Source organism: Nocardia asteroides (genome assembly GCA_019930625.1).
Taxonomy (GTDB): domain Bacteria; phylum Actinomycetota; class Actinomycetes; order Mycobacteriales; family Mycobacteriaceae; genus Nocardia; species Nocardia sputi.
Window position 1 is genome coordinate 180,669 of sequence record CP082844.1, and the last position, 19,021, is coordinate 199,689.

Genomic DNA, 19,021 nt, shown 5'->3' on the forward strand with positions numbered 1-19,021 from the left:
AGCGGGCGGACCCCCGACTGGGGACGCCCGCCCGCACTCCAGCCCTCCGCGTATCCGGTGGCGTCTCAGGCGGTGGTTTCGGTGATGCCGCCGATCTGCAGCATTCGAGCCAGCTGAGCGCGGGTGTGCGCGAGTTCCCCGGCCGCCTCGGCCGACTGTTCGGCCGACTCGGCCAGTTCGCTGGTCAGCGCCCGCATCGATGTGAGCCACAGTTGGGGATCGGCTTCGCGGAACACTTGGAGCCAGGCCGCCGACCGCAGGCACCGCGCCCGCTGCGCCACCGCACCCAGCCCGGCCCACAGCTCGGCGGCGCGGTGATAGGCCGCCACGGCTTCCGCTTCCTGCCCGCAGTACTCGAGCGCGGTGGCGGCCGACGAGGCGAGGTCGGCGTGCAGACGCGTCCGTTCCGGATCGTGCTCGACGAGCCGTGCTCCTTCGAGAAATTGGCGCGCGGCGTCGCGGTGGCGGTCCAGCGCGTTCAGGGATCGGCCGAACTGCGCGCGCACCACCGCCAGCTCGCCGGACGGGTACGGGAGCGCGCCGCTGACCAGAGCCTGTTCGAACAAGGCAACGGCCTCGCCGTGGCGCTCGGCGCGGTGGAACGCGCGCGCGGCGACGAGGGTGTGATGCAGCACGTCCGGTTCGGACAGCCCCTCCCAGCGGGCGGCGGCGCGCACCGCGGCGTCGGCCAGATCGAGCTCACGGTCCGGTTGGCTCGCGATGGCGATGACCAGCTGCGCGCCCAACCGGGCGGCCTCCTGCATGGTCAGTACCGGTGTCCCGAGCGCGAGCGCTTCCCGCAGATGCGCTTCCGCCTCCTCGGGCGTATCGGCGAGCCGGGCGGCGGCGAGTTCGGACAGCTTGCGCACCTCCGCGGCCCGGTCGCCGGAGAAGTCGTCGCCCGACGCGACGCTGCCGGGACCGCGTCCCGCGCGCGGCAGTGTGCTGCGCAAACCGAGTGGCAGCCGGTCCAGCAGCGGCTCGGCGGCGAGCCGGGCGGCCGTGCGCAAGCTGACCGCGCCGTTGCCGTTGCGAGCGTCGTAGCGGGCGCACAGCGCGCCGATCTCGACTTCCAGATCCGCGCGCACCGACTCCACCGTCGCGCCCGCCAGGCGAAGGTCGCCCAGCCGCAACGTCACCAATCTGCGCAGCAGCACGCACACGCCGGTCGCGAACGCCAGCCGCGCGCCCGCGTCGGCGCCGGAATCGGTCAGCCAGCTCGCGTGTTCGGCGAGGATCTCCAGCCCGCGCGCTTCGTTACCGGTCAACGCGCAGAATTCGACGTGCAGCGCCACCGAGGGACGGAGGTCCTCGGTGTGCCGGACCAGCGGGTACCCGGTCAGGTGGGCGCCGCGCGCGGCGGCGGCGCGACCGGTGCGCACCAGTGGAAGCAAGGCCTCGGCCAGCACGCGGTGCGGTTCTTCGGCGCAGGTCCGGTCGCCGTCGAGCACGGGTTGCCAGTGCGCCAGCCCGCCCTCGTCGTCGCCGCAATGCACGCTCGTCACGCCCCACTCGCTGCGTTCGCAGGCGTCACAGTCGGACATGCTGTCGCGCGGAGCGGCCATCGCCGCTTCCAGCCACGCGGCGGCGGCCGCGCTGTCACCGATCTTGCGCGCGAGTTCGGAGCGCAGCGCCAGCACCGGGCGCGGACTGTAGCCGCGCTGCCGATATCTGCTGTCCAACTCGTCGAACCAGTGGTCGATCGTGGACAACGGTATCGACGGGTTGTCGACCATTCCCCAGGTCATCCATTTCAGGTACCAGTGCACCGAGTGCGTCATGGAGCCCAGCTCGGCGGGGTGATCGTCGTAGATGCGCAGCAACCTGCCGTATGCGACAGGCACCAGATCGCGCTCGCCCGCGTAGGTGTAGGACTGCGCCAGTTCCAGCAGCACCCTGCCTTCGAGCGCGCGATCGGCTCCCGATTTCGCGGCCGCGGCCAATGTTTCCAGCCGCTCGGTCCGAGTCCGGCCGTGCGGCAGCGCGTAGACCTGTCCCAGCGCCGCGTTGATCTCGGTGGCGTCCATGCTCACTCCGTCTCTTCGCCGCGGTCGGCGGCACGCTGGGTGGCCCAACCGAGGAATTCGCCGAAGGCGCGGTTGAGCAATGCCGTATCCGCGGCGCTGAGCGGACGGTGGGTCATCAGCAAGGCTTGGCCGTACAGCGATTCCACCGCCGTCTTCAGGAAGCCCGAGTCACCGATACGGGCCAGCCTGCGCACGATCGGGCTGCGGTGGTTGAGCACGAGCTGCGCACGCGGCGCGGTGATCGCCAGTGCGCCGAGGATCTCGGTCCACAGTTCGTCGGCGTCCTCGGCCGTCTGCGCCCTGGCCCGTTCGTTGCGGGCGGCGCGCCCGTCGAGGTAGAGCGCGGGCACCGAGACCGGATGGAAGGCTCGCACGATCACGTCGCAAGAGAGCGGATCGAGCGTGGTGCGCGCCAGCGCGAGTACCCGGGCCAGCGCCAATTCGTCGTCCGGGTCGACCGGGTCGAGTGCCGCGGTGATCGCGTCGGCGTCCAGTTCGACCACTTCGACGCCCGCCAGCAACCGGGGCAGCTGCATGATCAGCTCGCGGTCGTAGGCGTAGCCGCCGTTGACGACGCCGATGCCCTGCGCCGCGGCGGTAGAGGCCACCTGGCGGAACTCCTCGACTGTGGAGGTCACTCGCACGGTGCGGTGATTGCGGGCGAACTCGGTGAGCGGCACGCGCCCGTCTGTGGTCTCGAAACTCAGATGGGGCAGCATGATGCGCAGCAGGTCGACCGAATGGCCCGCCATCGCCTTGACCCCGAGTGCGTGCACCGACAGGAACGCGGCCAGTCGCTGCGGTTGTTCGGCGGCGATCTCGGTGAGCCAGTCCCGGATCCGATCGCCGAGCACCTCGCGGACGACGGCCAGCCGCTCGTCCTCGTAGAGCGCCTCCCGCGACGCGGTGGGCCGCAGCGTGTCGGTGTCGATCACACAGCGCACGAAGAACGCCCAGTCCGGCAGCACGCCGCGCACCGCGTCGCCGAGCAACATTCCTTTCAGGTACACCCGATGCGCGCTGCTCTCCGACGGGTTCCCCGGCTGGGACAGCACATAGGCCACGCCGCTGACCCCGGCAGCCCCGGCATCGAGGTCGATCACATCGAGCGGCTGGAAGCCCAGCCTCCGGTGACCGTATTCGAGCAGAGCGGCCCTGCGCTCGCCCGCCGTCGGATACGCGCGCCGCCAGACCGGAACTCCGTCGGTGATCGTCGTCACGACGCCGTCCGACTCCACCGTCACCGCATAGGGCAGCAGCGAGCCGAATTCACGGGCCAGATCGATCACCCGTTGCGGCTGGAACCACGCCCGCGCTCCCCCGCGGGGAGTGAGCCACACCGTGGTGCCCGGCTCGGCGTGGTCGCCCGGATGGAGCGAGCGCACCGAGTACGTGCCGTCGGCGGAGGCCGACCACTCGACAGGCGGTGCGGTCGTGTCGGTGGCCGATCGGGTGACCACCCGGATGGTCTCGGCGACCGTGAAGCAAGCCAGCAGTCCGATGCCGAACTGTCCGAGGAACTCTCGTCGTGCGCCCTCGATCTCGTCGCGTTTGGACGAGCGGCCGATGGTGGCGAGGAACCGGTGGACGTCGGTCTCGGTCAAACCGATGCCGGGATCACTGACGCGCAGGCCGGACTCGTCCAGGGTGAGCCGTATCGCGGTGGGCGCGCCCGAATCCAGCCGGGCGCGCGCGGTGACCGCGTCGACGGCATTCTGCAGCAGCTCGCGCAGATAGACCCGCGGACTCGAGTAGAGGTGATGAGAGAGCAGATCGACGATCCCGCGCAGGTCGACCTGGAACGAATAGTTGTCGTGCACCGCCGCCGGACCGTTGGGCGTACTGTTCACCATGGCCGCCGATCTTGTCGGCGCGCGCCAAAGGTTCCCTTAACGAACGCTTTCCGGTCCGGCGCTGGGGCGCTTGCTCTTCGGCAGCTTGCTCACGACGGCCTCGTAGGAGAGGTCGACGAGCTCGTAGAGTTCGTCGTCCGGAACGGCGCCGCCGAGCTGGACGACGTTCCAGCCGTACCGTCCGATGTAGGCCGACGCCGCCACGTCCTGCGGGTACACCCGGACCAGTTCGTCGGCCTCTTCGCGGGTCCGTCCACATTTCACGCCGACCGACGTCGCGCCGAGGAACGCGAAGATCTTGTCGCCGACCTTGGCGACGACGTCGCCCTCCCACGGCTCGTCCTGCCAGGCGCCCGGCTTGGCCAGGCAATAGCGCAGCAGCGCGGCGTCGTCCATGCTCGTCTCCTACACCGGCAGCAGCCGCGAGACGACCGCGGTGAGCTGTTTGGCCGAGCGGCATTCGTGCATCTCGATCACCTCGCGGTACTTGTCCGCGGCGGAATCGCCGGAGCCCCACTGATTGCGCGGTTCCGGATTGAGCCAGTGCGCGTGCTTGGCGACCCCGACCAGCGACCGCAAAGTGTTCAGCTCGGGATCACGGTAGTTCGTGCGTGCGTCGCCGAGGATCAGCAGCGAACTGCGGCTCGTGACGGCGTCCGGGAAATCCCTGGCGAACCCGGCCAGCGCATTGCCGTAGTCGGAGTGCCCGTCCAGGCCGACGACGCTCGCCTCACCGAAGATCCTGGCCATCGCCCGATCCAGTTGGGTGTGCGGATCGAAGAATCGGGTCACCTCATCGATCTGGTCGACGAAGGCGAAGATACGCACCCGGGAGAACTGTTCGCGCAGCGCGCTCACCAGCAACAGCGTGAAGCTGCTGAAGCCGGCCACCGAACCGGAGACGTCGCACAGCAGTACCAGTTCGGGGCGCCCCGGCCGCGGCTTGCGGTGCACGAGAGCAATGGGCACCCCGCCGGTCGACATGGACGCGCGCAACGTACGGCGCAGATCGATGGCGCCGCGGTGAGCGTGCCTGCGCCGTGCGGCCAGGCGCGCGGCCAGAATGCGGGCCAACCGCTGGGTACTGCGCTTGAGCTCGGTGAGTTCGGCCTCCGAGGCGCGCAGGAAGTCGACGTCCTCGGCTTGGCGGGCGACTCCGTAGGTCGCCACCCGTTCGCGGCCGATCCGTTCGGCGACCCGCCGCCGCGTCTCGGCTTCGACGGTCGCGCGGAAACCGGTGATGCGCTGCCGAGCGGCGCGCCGGGCGATTTCGGCGTCGAACTCGCTCGCATCCGGTCCGAGGGCCATACCCGCGAGGATCTTCGCCAGCAACGTCTGCGGCTGCACCTCTTTCAGCGCCTGGTACGACGAGAACGAAGGACCGCGGGCGGATTGGTACTGGCCGAGTTGCTCGACCAGTTGCGCGGCCAGCGCCTCCAGCTGCGGGGTCGCCGACTCCTGTGCCAGCAGTTCGGCGAGTAGCTCACGCAGCGCGGGGATGTCCACCTGCCCGGCAGGCGTGTGCGGGATCTCGACCTCGTCCACCGCGCGAGCGCGTTCTCCGAGCGCGACCGGGAACCACAGGTCGAACAGCCCGTCGAAGGTTGCCCGGTGGGTGGTTCGCCGCAGCAGTGCGCAGGCCAGTCCTTCGCGCAGCACCTCGCGGTCCATCAGGTCGAGCACGGTCACCACCCGGCCCGCATCTACCGTCTCCGAAGGTCCGACCGGTATCCCCCGCGCTCGCAGCGCCTCCACGAAGCCGACCAGATGCCCCGCCAGCCCGTGCGGCGCGCTCAGCGACGCGACATCCGGGGGGACCGATCCGGTCGCCATGGCTCAGGCCAGCTTCAGTTCGGCCAGCGCGCGCTGGTGGTCGCTCTGGTGTTTGAGCACCACGCCGAGGGTGGCGCGCACGGTCGTGTCGTCCAGATCCCGCAAGCCGAGCGCGAGCAGGGTCCGGCCCCAGTCGATCGACTCGGCCACCGAGGGCAGCTTCTTCAACTGCATCCCGCGCAGGACGTGCACGATCCGCACCAGCTGCGCGGCCACCGCCGCCGACAGCTCGGGTACCCGGCTGGCCAGGATGCGCCGCTCCAGCTCCTCGTCGGGAAAATCCAGGTGCAGGTACAGGCAGCGGCGCTTGAGCGCCTCGGACAGCTCGCGGGTGGCGTTCGAGGTCAACACCACGAACGGCTTGCGGCTGGCGGTGATGGTGCCCAGTTCCGGCACGGTCACCGCGAAATCACTGAGCACCTCGAGCAGCAGGCCCTCGATCTCGACGTCGGCCTTGTCGGTCTCGTCGATCAGCAGCACCGTGGGGTCGGTGCGCCGGATCGCGGTGAGCAGCGGGCGCGAGAGCAGGAACTCCTCGGTGAAGACGTCGGCCTTCGTCTCCTCCCAGTCGTTCTCACTGGAAGCCTGGATGCGCAGAATCTGCTTGGCGTGGTTCCACTCGTACAGCGCGCGGGCCTCATCGACGCCCTCATAGCACTGCAACCGCACCAGCTCGGCGCCCGAAGTCTGCGCGACCGCGCGCGCCAGCTCGGTCTTGCCCACACCCGCCGGTCCCTCGATCAGCAGCGGCTTGCCCAAGCGGTCGGCGAGGAACACCGAGGTGGCGGTGGCCTTGTCCGCCAGGTAGCCCGTGCTCGCCAACCGTTCGACCACGTCTTCCACCGACGAGAAGACCGGTTCCTGTACTGCGCTCTCCGACACCACCCGGCACCTTTCTTCCGACCATCCCCACGCTACGGCAGCGCGGCGACGACGCCGACTCGGCATCGTTCACGCCCACGCTCGCGGCTCAGACGGGCCGGATCTGTCCTTCGCCCCAGACGATCCACTTGGTGGAGGTCAATTCCGGCAGGGCCATCGGGCCGCGCGCGTGCAGCTTCTGGGTGGAGATGCCGATCTCGGCGCCGAAGCCGAACTGCTCGCCGTCGGTGAACGCGGTGGAGGCGTTGACCATCACGGCGGCGGCGTCGACACGGCCGGTGAACTCGCGCGCCGCGGCGAGATCACCGGTGACGATCGCCTCGGTGTGACCGGTGCCCCAGGTTTCGATGTGCTCCACTGCCGCGTCCAGGCCGTCGACCACTTTGAGCGCGATGTCCAGGGTGAGGTACTCCTCGCCCCAATCGGCGTCGGAGGCCGGGACCTGGCCCGGCAGGTCACCGTGGATGGTGACGCCGTGCCGCTCCAAGGCCGCGGTGAGCCGCGGCAGCGCGGTATCCGCGATCGCGGCGTCGATCAGCACGGTCTCGGCCGCGTTGCACACGCTGGGACGGCGAGTCTTGGCGTTGATCAGGATCTGCTCGGCCATGTCGAGATCGGCGGCGGCGTGCACGTAGACGTGGCAGTTGCCGGTGCCGGTCTCGATGGTGGGCACCTGCGCGTCGCGCACGACCGCGTTGATCAACCCGGCGCCACCGCGCGGAATGACCACGTCGACCAAGCCGCGGGCCTGGATCAGATGGGTGACGCTGGAACGGTCCTCGCTCGGCAGCAACTGCACGGCGTCGGCCGGGATATCCTGCGCGGCGAGCGATTCGCGCAGCACGGCCACGAGGGCGGCATTCGACCGGGCCGCCGAGGACGAGCCGCGCAGCAGGGCGGCGTTGCCGGATTTGAGCGCGAGCCCGAACGCGTCGACGGTGACGTTCGGCCGGGCCTCGTACACCATTCCGACCACGCCGAGCGGCACGCGCACCTGCTTGATCTCCAGCCCGTTGGGCAGGGTCGAGCCGCGCACCACCACACCGACGGGGTCGGGCAGCCCGGCCACCTGCCGCAATCCCGAGGCGATGCCGTCGATACGGGGCTTGGTCAGCCGCAGCCGGTCCAGCAGCGAATCCTCGGTGCCCGCGGCCTGCGCCGCGGCGATGTCCTCGGCATTGGCGGCGAGCACGCGGTCGGCGGCGGCCAGCAACGCGTCGGCGGCGGCATGCAGGGCGTCGTTCTTCTGCGCGGTCGTCAGCCGGGCCAGCGCCCGCGACGCGACCCGGGCCTTGCGCGCGGCCTCGTGCACCACCTCGCGAACATCCGGCTGGGTGGTCGTTCCTACCGTCATGGGTACAGCCTACGCATCAGCGGCGCCGCCGATCCCACCCGCTGTGCCGCGCGGTGGCGCGGGCGCGAGCCCGCGTGCGTGACACCGACCGGGCGACTACCTTCCGGCGATATGACGGTCGAATCGAACGCTCCGGCGATCGTGGTGCTGGGCAGCATCAACATGGACCTGGTGACCACGACCGACCACAGGCCCGCCCCCGGTGAGACGGTGCTCGGTAGCGGCTTCGCCATGGTGCCCGGCGGGAAAGGCGCGAATCAGGCCATAGCGGCACGGCGCGCGGGTGGAGAGGTGCGCTTCCTCGGGGCGGTCGGCGACGACGTCTTCGCCGGCGCACTGAGCAGGACACTCACGGACGCCGGGGTGTCGGCCGACCGGCTGCGCACCGTAGCCGGGCCGAGCGGCGTCGCCACGATCGTGGTCGACGGCGACGGCGAGAACAGCATCATCGTCGTCGGCGGCGCCAACACGCGGATGACCGAGCTGACCGAGGACGACCTGGCGGCGATCGCGGCCGCCGATATCCTGTTGTGCCAGTGGGAGATTCCGGTCGACACGGTGGCAGCCGCGGCGCGCCACGCCCGCGCACACGACACGACGGTGCTGTTGAACCCTTCGCCGGTGCGCACCGTACCCGCCGAGCTGTGGGCGAACATCGATGTGGCCGTGGTGAATTCGGGCGAGGCCGCGCACCTGGGCGCGGCGCTCGACACGGTCGCGCACGTGGTGGTCACCCGTGGGGCGGCGGGCGCGGACTATCGCGGCCCGGACGGCGCACGGCTGACCCGGCCCAGCCCGCGGGTGAACGTGGTCGACACCACCGGAGCGGGCGACGCCTTCACCGGTGCGCTGGCCGCGGCCTGGCATCGCGGCCCCGAATGGGCGCTGACCTGGGCTTGTGCCGCGGGAGCGCTGGCGACGACCCGGCTGGGGGCGAGCAGTTCGATTCCCACCGAAGAGGAGATCACCGCCGCACTGGCCGCCGAGTAGCCAGGCGCGCCGCGGCGGCTACCGGTGCGGCCGAGCCGATATCGTGTCGGGCATGGCCACCACGCCGGATCGCATCCCCGCCGACGGCGGCACCGCGCCGATCGAGGGGCTGGACGTATCCATGGTCGCGTTGAGCTTCGTGGACAACGCGGGCATCACGCGTGTGAAGGCCGTGCCCAGGCGGCGGCTGGACCTGGCGGCCCGGTACGGCGTCGGCGTGTCGCCGTGCTTCGAGACTTTTGCCTTCGACGATCTGATGGCGGTTGGGCGCTATCTCGGCGGGCCGGACGGCGATCTGCGGCTCATCCCCGATCCGGCCATGCTGACCGAGCTGGCCTGCCAGCCCGGCTGGGCGTGGGCGCCCACCGACAAGTACACCCAGGACGGCACCCGCTTCGTCGCCTGCCAGCGGCACTTCGCGGCGCGCCAGACGGCGGCGGCGCAGGCGGCCGGACTGCGGTTGTCCATGGCCTTCGAGACCGAATGGGCGGTGGGACGCGCCGACGGCACCGACGGCTTCACTCCCGCGATCCACGGCCCCGCCTACGGCATAGTGCGCCTCGGGCAGGTCGCCGAGTACGCCGACGACCTGGTCACGGCGCTGGAACGGCAAGGCGTCGCCGTCGCCCAGTTCCACCCGGAATACGCGCTCGCGCAACTGGAGTTGTCGGTCGAACCGACCGAGCCGGTCGCCGCCGCGGACCGGGCCGTGCTGGTCCGGCACACGATCCGTCAAGTGAGCCTGCGGCACGGCTGGCGAGCGCTGCTCGGGCCCTGCATCGAACCGGGCGGCTCCGGCTCCGGAGCGCACCTGCACCTGTCGGTGACCGACGACGACGGACCGCTGTTCGCCGGCGGCGACGGACCACACGGCATGCGGCGGACCGGCGAGGCGTTCCTGGCCGGAGTGCTGCGCGAACTGCCCGCGCTGGTCGCCGTCGGCGCGGGCAATCCGGCGAGCTTCCTGCGGTTGGAGCCGTCGCGCTGGGCGGGGGTCTGGCAGTGCTGGGGACACGAGACCAGAGAGGCCGCGCTGCGCTTCGTCACCGGGGTGCGCGGCACCGAGCCGTGGGCGGCCAACGCCGAGGTCAAATGCCTCGACGCGACCGGAAACCCGTACCTGATCGTCGGATCGGTGATCGCGGCCGGGCTCGCGGGCGTCGCCGAACAGCTGTGCCTGCCCGCCGAAATAACCGGGGACCCCGCGACTTTCGACGCCGAAGCACGCATGATGTCGGATGTGCGCCGACTTCCCACCACACCGGCAGAAGCCGCCGACCATCTCGCCGCGTCCGGAGTGCTCGCCGAGGCGATGGGCGCCGAACTGCACGACGCGCTGCTCACCGTGCGCCGGGCCGAAGCCGAGCGGTACGCCGCCGCGAGCCCCGAAGAACTGGCCGCCCTGACGCGGTGGCGGTTCTGACATGCTCACCGACGGTGTCCAGCTCACCGACCACCACTGTCACGGCGTCCACACCCGCACCTTGGATCGACCGGGCTTCGAGAGCTTGCTCGGCGAAGGCGCGCACGGGAGCTTCGATTCCGCGATCGGGCTGGCGGTGCGCCGCTGGTGCGCCCCCGCGCTCGACCTGCCCGCGCATGTCAGCCCGGACGTCTACCTGCGTCATCGCGACCGGCTCGGCGCGCACGAGGTCGCCGCGCGGCTGCTGCGCGCGACCGGCGTGACCCGATGGTTCCTGGATACCGGGATCGGCGGAGGCACAGCGGACTTCGCCGCGCTTGCGGACGGCGAGGTGCGGGAGGTCGTCCGGCTGGAGGAGGTGGCCGAGCAAGTGATCGCGCAGGTCGGCGCGGTCTCGGGTGTCTACGAGCGGATCGAGGCGCAGCTGCGTGCGCGAGCGGCCGACGCCGTCGGGCTGAAGACGATCGTCGCCTACCGATGCGGACTGGACTTCCCGCTGCGAGATCATCCACCGACCAGCTTCGCACCGCAACACCGGCTCACCGATCCACAGGTCCTCGGCTGGCTGGTCGGTCTCGGCGCGCGGATCGGCGCCGAACTCGGTCTCCCCTTGCAGTTCCATACCGGATTCGGCGACCCCGATCTGCGTCTGCGGCGCGGCGACCCCCTGCTGCTCACCGACTTCCTGCGCCGCAGCGTGGGCACCGGGTTGTCGGTGATGCTGCTGCACTGCTGGCCCTTCCATCGCCATGCGGCTTACCTCGCGCACGTCTTCGACCACGTCCATCTGGATCTGGGCCTCACCATCCCCTACGTGGGCCGACGGGCCGGGGCCGTGCTCGCCGAGACGCTGGAACTGGCTCCCTTCCGATCGCTGTGCTACTCCTCCGACGGCTACGGACTCGCCGAGCTGCACTACCTGGGCGCCCTGCTCTGGCGGCGCGGGCTGGGCGAGCTCATCGACGAGTGGATCGCCGACGACGCGATCACGACCGCCGACGCCGAAGCCCTGGTCGGCGCCATCGCCCACGGGAATGCCGAGCGCGTCTATCGCGCGCGGTTCGAGCACACCGCCAGGTGATCTGCGACCCATTCCGGCCGGCCGGATAATCGGGTGCGCCGCGCGCCGTGGGTCCCTACCGTTGATATGGAAGACCAACGGAAGGATCGATCATGTTTCCCGTCGAGCTGCGCGGCACCAAGGCGCAGACGCTGATGTGGGCCCACGAGCACGAGGTCGAGCAGGCCGCGCTCCAGCAGCTGCGCAACATCGCCGCGCTGAAATGGGTCCACGGCGTCCGTGTCATGCCGGACGTGCACCTCGGCAAAGGGGCCACGGTCGGCTCGGTGATCGCGATGCGGGACGCGGTGTCGCCCGCCGCGGTCGGCGTGGACATCGGCTGCGGCATGGAGAGCGTGCGCACCGACCTCACCGCGGCGGACCTGCCCGACAACCTGCGTTCGCTACGGGCGCGGATCGAGGCGGCGGTGCCGGTCGGCTTCCAAGCTCATCACGACGCCGTCGACGTCACCCGCCTCGGTTCCCAGGTCGCGGGGCTCGGCGCGAGCACAGCGACGCTGCGTGCCGGCTGGGACCGCTTCTGGGGTTCGTTCGGTGCGCTGGACGCCCGGGTGCAGTCGCGAGAGTCCCAGGCGCACAAGCAGATGGGCACGCTCGGCGGCGGCAACCACTTCATCGAGGTCTGCCTGGACTCCGACGAGGGGGTGTGGATCCTGCTGCACTCCGGCAGCCGCAACATCGGCAAGGAACTCGCCGAGCGGCACATGGCGATCGCGCGGACGTTGCCGCACAACGTCGATCTGCCCGACCGCGACTTGGCGGTCTTCGTCTCCGGCACGCCGGAGATGGAGGCATACCGGCGCGACCTCACCTGGGCGCAGGAGTACGCGGCGCGCAACCGCGCGGTGATGCTGGCCCTGGTCTGCCGTGCGGTCGCCGCCGAATTCGCCGATCGCGGAGTCCGTTTCGAGCAGCCGATTTCGTGCCACCACAATTACGTGGCGGAAGAACTGATCGACGGCGTGCCGATGCTGGTCACCCGCAAGGGCGCCGTGCGGGCGGGCGCGGGTGATCTGGCGCTGATCCCCGGCTCGATGGGTACCCGCTCCTACGTCGTGCGCGGCAAGGGGAATCCGGCTTCGTTCCAGTCGGCTTCGCATGGCGCGGGACGGCGGATGAGCCGCAACGCGGCCAAGAAGCAGTTCACCGTGGCCGATCTCATCGCCCAGACCGAGGGCGTCGAGTCGCGCAAGGACGCGGGCGTGGTGGACGAGATCCCGGCCGCGTACAAGGACATCGACGAAGTCATCGACGCACAGCGGGATCTGGTCGACGTGGTCGCGACGCTGCGCCAGGTACTCTGCGTCAAGGGCTGAACGTCGCGTTGCCGACTTCGCGCCGGGCGCATCGTGCTCGCCCGGCGTGAACTCACGGCCCGTGCCGCCTCGAGGTGGCGGCGAATTCGGCTCGTTCGGGCAGCCGAGCTGGTTCCGATCGCCGTCACCACCAGGCCGATGAGCGTCCCGACCACGATGGCGAGGTGCTGCCGCCGCTGCGACACTCGGGGCCCGATAGGGCCCGCCCCGGGCGACTTCCTCGATACCATCGCTTATGCCCTGGCGGCCTTGGTTCTTCTCACCCGCTCCGGAGTCCGACCCGGCGGCCGGCCCGCCGGAGATCCCGGGCGTGCGGCGCTCGAACGTGAGCGCCCGCGGCGTGCGTTTCCACGTCACCGAGGCTGGTCCGGCGGACGGACGCCCGGTGCTCGCGCTGCACGGCTGGCCCGAGCATCACTACGCCTACCGTCACCTGCTGGCCGATCCGCCGGAAGGGCTGCGGATCATCGCGCCCGACCTGCCCGGCTACGGCTGGTCCGGTCCCGCGCCGCACCGGTGGGCCAAAGACGACGTCGCCTCCGACCTGCTCGCACTGCTGGACGCACTCGGGCTGGACCGCGTCCTGCTGGTCGGCCACGATTGGGGCGGCTATAACGCCCACCTGCTCGTGTTGCGGGAACCGGAACGATTCGACGCGCTGCTGGCGCTCAATATCGCCCACCCGTGGCAGACGCCGCGCAGCTTTCTCCCGCATGCGTGGCGGTTGCTGGTGTACCAACCGCCCATCGCGGCCTTCGGCGCCTACCTGCACCGGCACACCCGCTTCTTGGAACTCGTCTTCGCCGGCGCGATACGCGACCGCGAGAAGTTCGGACCCCAGGCGATTCGCGTGTACACGGACCGTTTCCGCGACCCCGTCTGCGCCCGCGCCGCGACCGACACCTACCGCACTTTCCTGCTGCGCGAAGTCCCGCGCTCGGCCGGACGTGGCGAACGACGCCGAGCGCGGATCCCGATTCGCACCCTGTTCGGAGTCGAGGACGCGGCGGTGCATCCTTCCCTCGCGTCCGAGGAGACCGCGCGCGCCGAGGACTACCGCCTGGAACTGGTCCAGGACTGCGGCCACTTCATCGTGGAAGAGCGTCCGGACCTGGTCCGGACCCGGCTGATCGAGTTGGCCGCGGCGACCGCGCGGCCCGCCTGAACACGGTCGCCGCCTCGTCGGCGCTCCGAGTCGCCGGAGATTCCCATGACGAGCCGGACAACGCCGCTCGCGTGGCCGAGGACCCCGTGCCAGTGGACAGCCGCGACAGACGGGCCGTGTGGCGTCGGCCCGGTCGATCGCGGCGGCGGTCGGCCGGGCCGCCGCCTGTCGCAGGCGTGGGGCACGATGGAGCGCATGACCCAGGCGACCGATGCGTCTTCGATCGACCTCACCGCCCCCGACCTGCGCGAGCACGCCGAACAGCTGTTGCGCGAGCTGGCCGGGACCGGCGCTCGGCTGCGGGAGGACCAGTGGACCGCCATCGAGGCGCTCGTCGTCAGGCGGCGCAGGGCGCTGGTCGTGCAGCGCACCGGCTGGGGAAAATCGGCGGTGTACTTCATCGCCGCCAAGCTGCTGCGCAGGGCCGGACGCGGGCCGACGGTGATCGTGTCGCCGCTGCTGGCGCTGATGCGCAACCAGGTCGCGGCGGCGCAGCGCGCCGGGGTGGTCGCCGCCACGATCAACTCCGGCAATGTCACCGAGTGGGACGAGATCCACGCTCAGGTCGCCGCCGGAGCGGTCGACGTGCTGCTGGTCAGCCCGGAGCGGTTGAACAACCCGGACTTCCGGGACCAGGTGCTGCCCCGGCTCGCGGCCGACGCCGGGCTGGTGGTGATCGACGAAGCGCACTGCGTCTCGGACTGGGGCCACGACTTCCGGCCGGACTACCGGCGCATCCGGACGCTGATCGCCGATCTCGGCTCGGATGTCCCGGTGCTCGCGACCACCGCGACCGCCAACGACCGGGTGGTCACCGACGTCGCCACCCAGATCGGCACCGACACCCTGGTGCTGCGCGGCACGCTGGATCGCGAGTCGCTGCACCTGTCGGTGGTGCGCTTCGACGACGCTGTGGAACGCACCGCTTGGCTCAGCGGTCACCTGCACCGGCTGTCCGGCTCCGGCATCGTCTACACGCTCACCGTCGCCGCCGCGCACGACCTGGCCGATGTGCTGAACTCCCACGGCCACACCGTCGCCGCCTACACCGGCCAGACCGACCCCGCAGAACGCGAGGCGCTGGAGGCGGCGCTGCTGAACAACGAGGTCAAGGCACTCATCGCCACCTCAGCGCTCGGCATGGGGTTCGACAAGCCCGACCTCGGGTTCGTGGTGCACGTCGGTGCGCCCTCCTCCCCTATCGCCTACTACCAGCAGGTGGGACGGGCCGGACGCGGCACCGACCGGGCCGAGGTGGTCTTGCTTCCCGGCCCCGAGGACGCGCGGATCTGGAGCTACTTCGCCTCCGTCGCCTTCCCGCGCGAGCACATCGTGCGCGCCGTCCTCGAGGCGCTCGATTCCGAACGAGCGATGTCCACCGCGGCGTTGGAGCCGCTGGTGGAGCTGAACCGCTCCCGGCTGGAGATGGTGTTGAAGGTGCTCGACGTCGACGGTGCGGTGCGCCGCGTGCGCGGCGGTTGGATCGCCACCGGCCGCCCCTGGACCTACGACACCGAGCGCTACGAGCGCTTGTCCATCGCCAGGGAGGCCGAGCAGCAGGCCATGATCGACTATCAGTCGACCGCCGGTTGCCGCATGGAGTTCCTGCGCCGCCAGCTCGACGACCCGGGACTGTCCGCGGAACCGGCGGATTCGCCCGGCTGCGGCCGCTGCGACAACTGCACCGGCAGCCGTCCCGACCGCACCGTGGCTGCCGACGCGGTCGCCGCGACCAAGGCTCGCCTCGACCGCCCCGGCCTGGATCTCGCGCCGCGCAAGCAGTGGCCCACCGGCATGGCCAAGCTGGGAATTCCCTTGTCCGGCAAGATCAGCGGCGGCGCCGAGACCGGCCGCGTACTGGGCAGGCTGACCGACCTCGGCTGGGGGCAGCGGCTGCGAGCGCTGCTCGACGGCCCGGACGACCCGGTCCCCGACGCGGTCTTCGACGCCTGCGTCGCCGTTCTGCGCGAGTGGGATTGGGCAGCTCGCCCCACCTCGGTGCTCGCGATGGAGTCCCCGCGCTACCCGGTTCTCACCGCCACTCTCGCCGCACGGCTCGCCGAAGTCGGCCGCCTGCGCGACCTCGGCACCCTGCGCACCCGGCCGGGCAGGCCGCCGGTCTCCGCGGCCAACTCCGCACATCGCGTGGCCGGACTGTTCGACTCCTGGGAGATCCCCGACCTGACCGACGTGCCGGGCCCGATCCTGCTCGTGGACGCCATCACCGACACCGGCTGGACTTTCACCGTCGCCGCCCACGCGCTCCGAGCCGCGGGAGCCGACGCCATCCTGCCCTTCGCCCTGGCCACCCCGACGTAACGGCGCCGTACAGCTGAGCATGCGCCGCCGCAGGCGCTGGATTCACAGACTCAGCGTCGCCCGCAGGCGCGCGTCGAGGGATTCCGTTTCGGACGCGGTGAGCACACCGAGGTATTCGGTGAGCCACGGGCGATAGGCGCGGTGCAGTTCGAGGGTGTCTGCCCAGCCGTGCTCGGTGTGGGTGGCCAGCACGTGGCCGGGGTCGGCGGCGCGCAGCGGGACGACGTGCAGCCAGCGATAGCGCGAGGTGATCACCGCCGAATCGGACACCAATACGACCGTCATGCGCCGGGGAAAAGGTGTGCCGTCACTGAGCGTCGGGGCGTAGCGCCAGACCTCACCGCGTTTCATGCGGCGCCGCTGGCGTCGTCCTCGGCGGCCTGGGTGAGCGCCACTTCGTCGTATGCGGCGGCCAGTTCGGCTTCCTCGTCGATGACCAGCGCGGTCAGGCTGTCGTGCACGAGCGTGGTGCGCAGCGCGGCGTTGATCACCGACGACAGGCTGCGGTTCTGGCGATCGGCGGCTTCCCTGGCCCATTCGGCCACCTGGGGGTCCAGTGTGACGGTCACACGCGTCGCCTTGCTCATACCGGTATGCATACCAGAGCGGTGCGATGCCGGGAACCCAGCCCGAGCACGGTTTGTGCGGCCGCATCGCCTTCGCTCCGGGTTGTGGACGGACTTCCTACGGATCTCCCACTAAGGTCGACCCGTGGCCTCCAAATCCACCGGGTCGGCGATCGAGCTCGAAGTCGGCGACCACACAGTCCGTATTTCCAACCCCGACCGCGTGTACTTCCCGGAGACCGGCGCGACCAAGCTCGATCTGGTGCAGTACTACCTGAGTGTCGGGGACGGCATTGTCAACTCGCTGCGTGACCGGCCCTGCATGCTGCACCGGTTCCCCAAGGGCCTGGCGGGCGACAAGGTTCATCAGAAGCGGCTTCCCGCAGGCGCGCCGGACTGGATTCCGACTGTGCGGGTGTTCTTTCCGCGCTACGGCAGGCACGCCGACGAGCTGTGCGTCGACAAACTCGCCGACGTCATCTGGGCGGTGCAGATGTCGACGGTCGAGTTCCATCCGTGGAATTCCCGCGCCGCCGACACCGAGCGTCCGGACGAGTGGCGCATCGACCTCGACCCGATGCCGGAATGCCCCTGGTCGCGGGTGCGGCGCGTCGCCGGGGTGGTGCACGAGGTGCTCGACGAGATCGGCGCCGTCGGGTGGCCGAAGACCTCCGGCGGCAGGGGCCTGCACGTGTACGTCCGGATCGCGCCGCACTGGGGATTCCAGGACGTGCGCCGGGCGGCGCTCGCGTTCGCCCGTGAGGTCGAGCGCCGCGCACCCGACGACGTGACCACCACCTGGTGGCGGCGCGACCGCGACCCGCAGACGCTGTTCGTCGACTACAACCAGAACGCTCGCGACCACACCATCGCCGCCGCCTACTCGGTGCGCGGCGTCCCCGCCGCGACGGTCTCCACCCCGGTACGCTGGGACGAAATTCCCGACATCGACCCGCGCGACTTCACCATGTCCTCCGTTCCCCCGCGTTTCGCCGAACTCGGCGATCTGCACGCGGGCATGGACGACGCGGTGTTCCACCTGGATCCTCTCCTGGACTGGGCCGAGCGGGACAAGGTGGACGTGGAGCTCGACGACGAGCAGAGCGGGGCCTAGAGCTGACCGGGCGCCTGGAACGAGCACACCGGCCGGTGCATGCCGGGCGGTGCTACGGTCGCAACGTTCACCCCCCGCGACCACGTCCTACTGCTCCGAAGGAGGTCCGTCCATGAACCGACCGGCAGTAACCATCGCGATCGGCCCCACCGACCCTCCTCCCACTCTGGTGGAGAAAGCCGTGGTGGAGGCGTGCGCCACCGTCTCCGACCTCGACGAGGCGCAGGGGCTGGTCTGGGTCGGTGAACCCGACGAGTTCCCGCAGGACCTGCCTGCCGGTGTGGAGTGGGTGCAGCTTCCGGCCGCGGGCATCGAGGACTGGTTCACCGCGGGCGTCATCGCCAGGCATCCCGGCGTCCGATTCACCTCGGCCGCAGGGGCTTTCGCGGCGAGCGTGGCCGAGCACGCGCTCATGCTGCTGCTCGCGGGCGTGCGGTACCTGCCCGAGCATCTGCGCGCCGCGGACTGGCGGCAACAGGACTTCTTTCCGCATGTAGGCACGCTGCGCGGCAAGACGGTGACGATCGTCGGCGCCGGTGGCATCGGCCGCGCGCTGATCCCGATGCTGATTCCGCTCGGCGCGCACGTCATCGCGGTGAACCGGAGTGGGCGGCCGGTCACCGGCCCCGGCATTCCGCCGTCGGTCGAGACGATTTCCGCCGGCCATCTGGGCCGGATCTGGCCGCACACCGATCACGTGGTGGTCGCCGCTCCCGCGACTCCCGCTACCCGGCATCTCATCGGCGCGGACGAACTCGCTCGGTTGAAGCCGTCCTCGTGGATCATCAACGTCGCGCGCGGCAGCCTCATCGACACCGACGCGCTGGTGGCGGCGCTGGCCTGCGGCGCGATCGGCGGCGCCGGGCTCGACGTCACCGATCCCGAGCCCCTGCCTGCGGGTCATCCGCTCTGGTCGCTGCCCAATGCCATCATCACGCCGCATGATTCGAACCCACCCCAGCTGCGGTTGGCGGCGTTCGCCGATCACGTCGAGGAGAACGTCGAGCGATTCGTCCAAGGCCGCCCGCTGCTGGCGCCGGTCGATCCGGCGCGCGGGTACTGACAAAAATCATGCGGGCATCAGCCCGATCACGTCCC

16 protein-coding genes are annotated in these 19,021 nt (G+C 70.6%); 8 read left to right on the forward strand and 8 right to left on the reverse strand.

Annotated features, from left to right (window positions below):
- Positions 1-65: 65 nt before the first annotated feature.
- From K8O92_00915 to K8O92_00940, 6 genes are all read right to left on the reverse strand, one after another.
- Positions 66-2,027: a hypothetical protein gene (locus K8O92_00915; protein UAK32636.1), complete on the reverse strand. Its 1,962-nt coding sequence runs from the start codon at positions 2,025-2,027 to the stop codon at positions 66-68.
- Positions 2,028-2,029: 2 nt separating this feature from the next.
- Complete coding sequence (locus tag K8O92_00920) at positions 2,030-3,880, reverse strand: HSP90 family protein (GenBank protein ID UAK32637.1); 1,851 nt, start codon at positions 3,878-3,880, stop codon at positions 2,030-2,032.
- Between the two features lie 36 nt (positions 3,881-3,916).
- Positions 3,917-4,276 (reverse strand): MmcQ/YjbR family DNA-binding protein, encoded by a 360-nt coding sequence (locus K8O92_00925; protein ID UAK32638.1) that lies wholly within the window; start codon positions 4,274-4,276, stop codon positions 3,917-3,919.
- Positions 4,277-4,285: 9 nt separating this feature from the next.
- Positions 4,286-5,713, reverse strand: a complete 1,428-nt coding sequence (locus K8O92_00930) for a VWA domain-containing protein (protein ID UAK32639.1) — start codon at positions 5,711-5,713, stop codon at positions 4,286-4,288.
- Positions 5,714-5,716: 3 nt separating this feature from the next.
- Positions 5,717-6,598 (reverse strand): MoxR family ATPase, encoded by an 882-nt coding sequence (locus K8O92_00935; GenBank protein UAK32640.1) that lies wholly within the window; start codon positions 6,596-6,598, stop codon positions 5,717-5,719.
- 85 nt (positions 6,599-6,683) lie between these two features.
- Positions 6,684-7,949: a glutamate-5-semialdehyde dehydrogenase gene (locus K8O92_00940; GenBank protein ID UAK32641.1), complete on the reverse strand. Its 1,266-nt coding sequence runs from the start codon at positions 7,947-7,949 to the stop codon at positions 6,684-6,686.
- A 111-nt stretch (positions 7,950-8,060) separates the two neighbouring features.
- Between K8O92_00940 and K8O92_00945 the strand changes: the two genes are divergently transcribed.
- The 6 genes from K8O92_00945 (at position 8,061) to K8O92_00970 (ending at position 16,243) form a co-directional block, all read left to right on the forward strand.
- Positions 8,061-8,939: a ribokinase gene (locus K8O92_00945; GenBank protein ID UAK32642.1), complete on the forward strand. Its 879-nt coding sequence runs from the start codon at positions 8,061-8,063 to the stop codon at positions 8,937-8,939.
- A gap of 52 nt (positions 8,940-8,991) precedes the next feature.
- Positions 8,992-10,362: a glutamine synthetase family protein gene (locus K8O92_00950; GenBank protein UAK32643.1), complete on the forward strand. Its 1,371-nt coding sequence runs from the start codon at positions 8,992-8,994 to the stop codon at positions 10,360-10,362.
- A gap of 1 nt (position 10,363) precedes the next feature.
- Positions 10,364-11,443 carry an amidohydrolase family protein gene (locus K8O92_00955; GenBank protein UAK32644.1) on the forward strand — a complete coding sequence of 360 codons (1,080 nt, stop codon included), beginning with the start codon at positions 10,364-10,366 and terminating at the stop codon, positions 11,441-11,443.
- A gap of 92 nt (positions 11,444-11,535) precedes the next feature.
- Positions 11,536-12,759: an RtcB family protein gene (locus tag K8O92_00960; GenBank protein UAK32645.1), complete on the forward strand. Its 1,224-nt coding sequence runs from the start codon at positions 11,536-11,538 to the stop codon at positions 12,757-12,759.
- A 235-nt stretch (positions 12,760-12,994) separates the two neighbouring features.
- On the forward strand, positions 12,995-13,924 hold the full coding sequence (locus tag K8O92_00965; protein UAK32646.1) for an alpha/beta hydrolase: 930 nt from the start codon (positions 12,995-12,997) through the stop codon (positions 13,922-13,924).
- A 186-nt stretch (positions 13,925-14,110) separates the two neighbouring features.
- The gene (locus K8O92_00970) at positions 14,111-16,243 is read left to right on the forward strand and encodes a RecQ family ATP-dependent DNA helicase (GenBank protein UAK32647.1); all 2,133 of its coding nucleotides are present in this window, start codon (positions 14,111-14,113) and stop codon (positions 16,241-16,243) included.
- A 42-nt stretch (positions 16,244-16,285) separates the two neighbouring features.
- On the opposite strand, the gene K8O92_00975 is transcribed toward K8O92_00970, so the two are convergent.
- Together K8O92_00975 and K8O92_00980 are read right to left on the reverse strand one after the other, a co-directional pair.
- Entirely contained in the window at positions 16,286-16,528 is a 243-nt protein-coding gene (locus K8O92_00975) for a hypothetical protein (GenBank protein UAK35359.1), read from the reverse strand.
- A gap of 62 nt (positions 16,529-16,590) precedes the next feature.
- Complete coding sequence (locus tag K8O92_00980; protein UAK32648.1) at positions 16,591-16,830, reverse strand: hypothetical protein; 240 nt, start codon at positions 16,828-16,830, stop codon at positions 16,591-16,593.
- A 124-nt stretch (positions 16,831-16,954) separates the two neighbouring features.
- On the opposite strand from K8O92_00980, the gene ligD reads away from it, so the two are divergent.
- Both ligD and K8O92_00990 read left to right on the forward strand, forming a co-directional pair.
- Entirely contained in the window at positions 16,955-17,923 is a 969-nt protein-coding gene (gene ligD, locus K8O92_00985; protein ID UAK32649.1) for a non-homologous end-joining DNA ligase, read from the forward strand.
- Between the two features lie 112 nt (positions 17,924-18,035).
- Positions 18,036-18,986 (forward strand): D-isomer specific 2-hydroxyacid dehydrogenase family protein, encoded by a 951-nt coding sequence (locus tag K8O92_00990; protein ID UAK32650.1) that lies wholly within the window; start codon positions 18,036-18,038, stop codon positions 18,984-18,986.
- Positions 18,987-19,021 lie beyond the last annotated feature (35 nt).

Coding starts and splice junctions, on each gene's coding strand:
- K8O92_00925 (UAK32638.1), bottom strand. CDS start 4,276: ATGGACGACGCCGCGCTGCTGCGCTATTGCCTGGCCAAGCCGGGCGCC.
- K8O92_00940 (UAK32641.1), bottom strand. CDS start 7,949: ATGACGGTAGGAACGACCACCCAGCCGGATGTTCGCGAGGTGGTGCAC.
- K8O92_00955 (UAK32644.1), top strand. CDS start 10,364: ATGCTCACCGACGGTGTCCAGCTCACCGACCACCACTGTCACGGCGTC.
- K8O92_00990 (UAK32650.1), top strand. CDS start 18,036: ATGAACCGACCGGCAGTAACCATCGCGATCGGCCCCACCGACCCTCCT.
- K8O92_00960 (UAK32645.1), top strand. CDS start 11,536: ATGTTTCCCGTCGAGCTGCGCGGCACCAAGGCGCAGACGCTGATGTGG.
- K8O92_00930 (UAK32639.1), bottom strand. CDS start 5,713: ATGGCGACCGGATCGGTCCCCCCGGATGTCGCGTCGCTGAGCGCGCCG.
- K8O92_00915 (UAK32636.1), bottom strand. CDS start 2,027: ATGGACGCCACCGAGATCAACGCGGCGCTGGGACAGGTCTACGCGCTG.
- K8O92_00965 (UAK32646.1), top strand. CDS start 12,995: ATGCCCTGGCGGCCTTGGTTCTTCTCACCCGCTCCGGAGTCCGACCCG.
- K8O92_00975 (UAK35359.1), bottom strand. CDS start 16,528: ATGACGGTCGTATTGGTGTCCGATTCGGCGGTGATCACCTCGCGCTAT.
- K8O92_00980 (UAK32648.1), bottom strand. CDS start 16,830: ATGAGCAAGGCGACGCGTGTGACCGTCACACTGGACCCCCAGGTGGCC.
- K8O92_00920 (UAK32637.1), bottom strand. CDS start 3,880: ATGGTGAACAGTACGCCCAACGGTCCGGCGGCGGTGCACGACAACTAT.
- K8O92_00970 (UAK32647.1), top strand. CDS start 14,111: ATGGAGCGCATGACCCAGGCGACCGATGCGTCTTCGATCGACCTCACC.
- K8O92_00945 (UAK32642.1), top strand. CDS start 8,061: ATGACGGTCGAATCGAACGCTCCGGCGATCGTGGTGCTGGGCAGCATC.
- K8O92_00950 (UAK32643.1), top strand. CDS start 8,992: ATGGCCACCACGCCGGATCGCATCCCCGCCGACGGCGGCACCGCGCCG.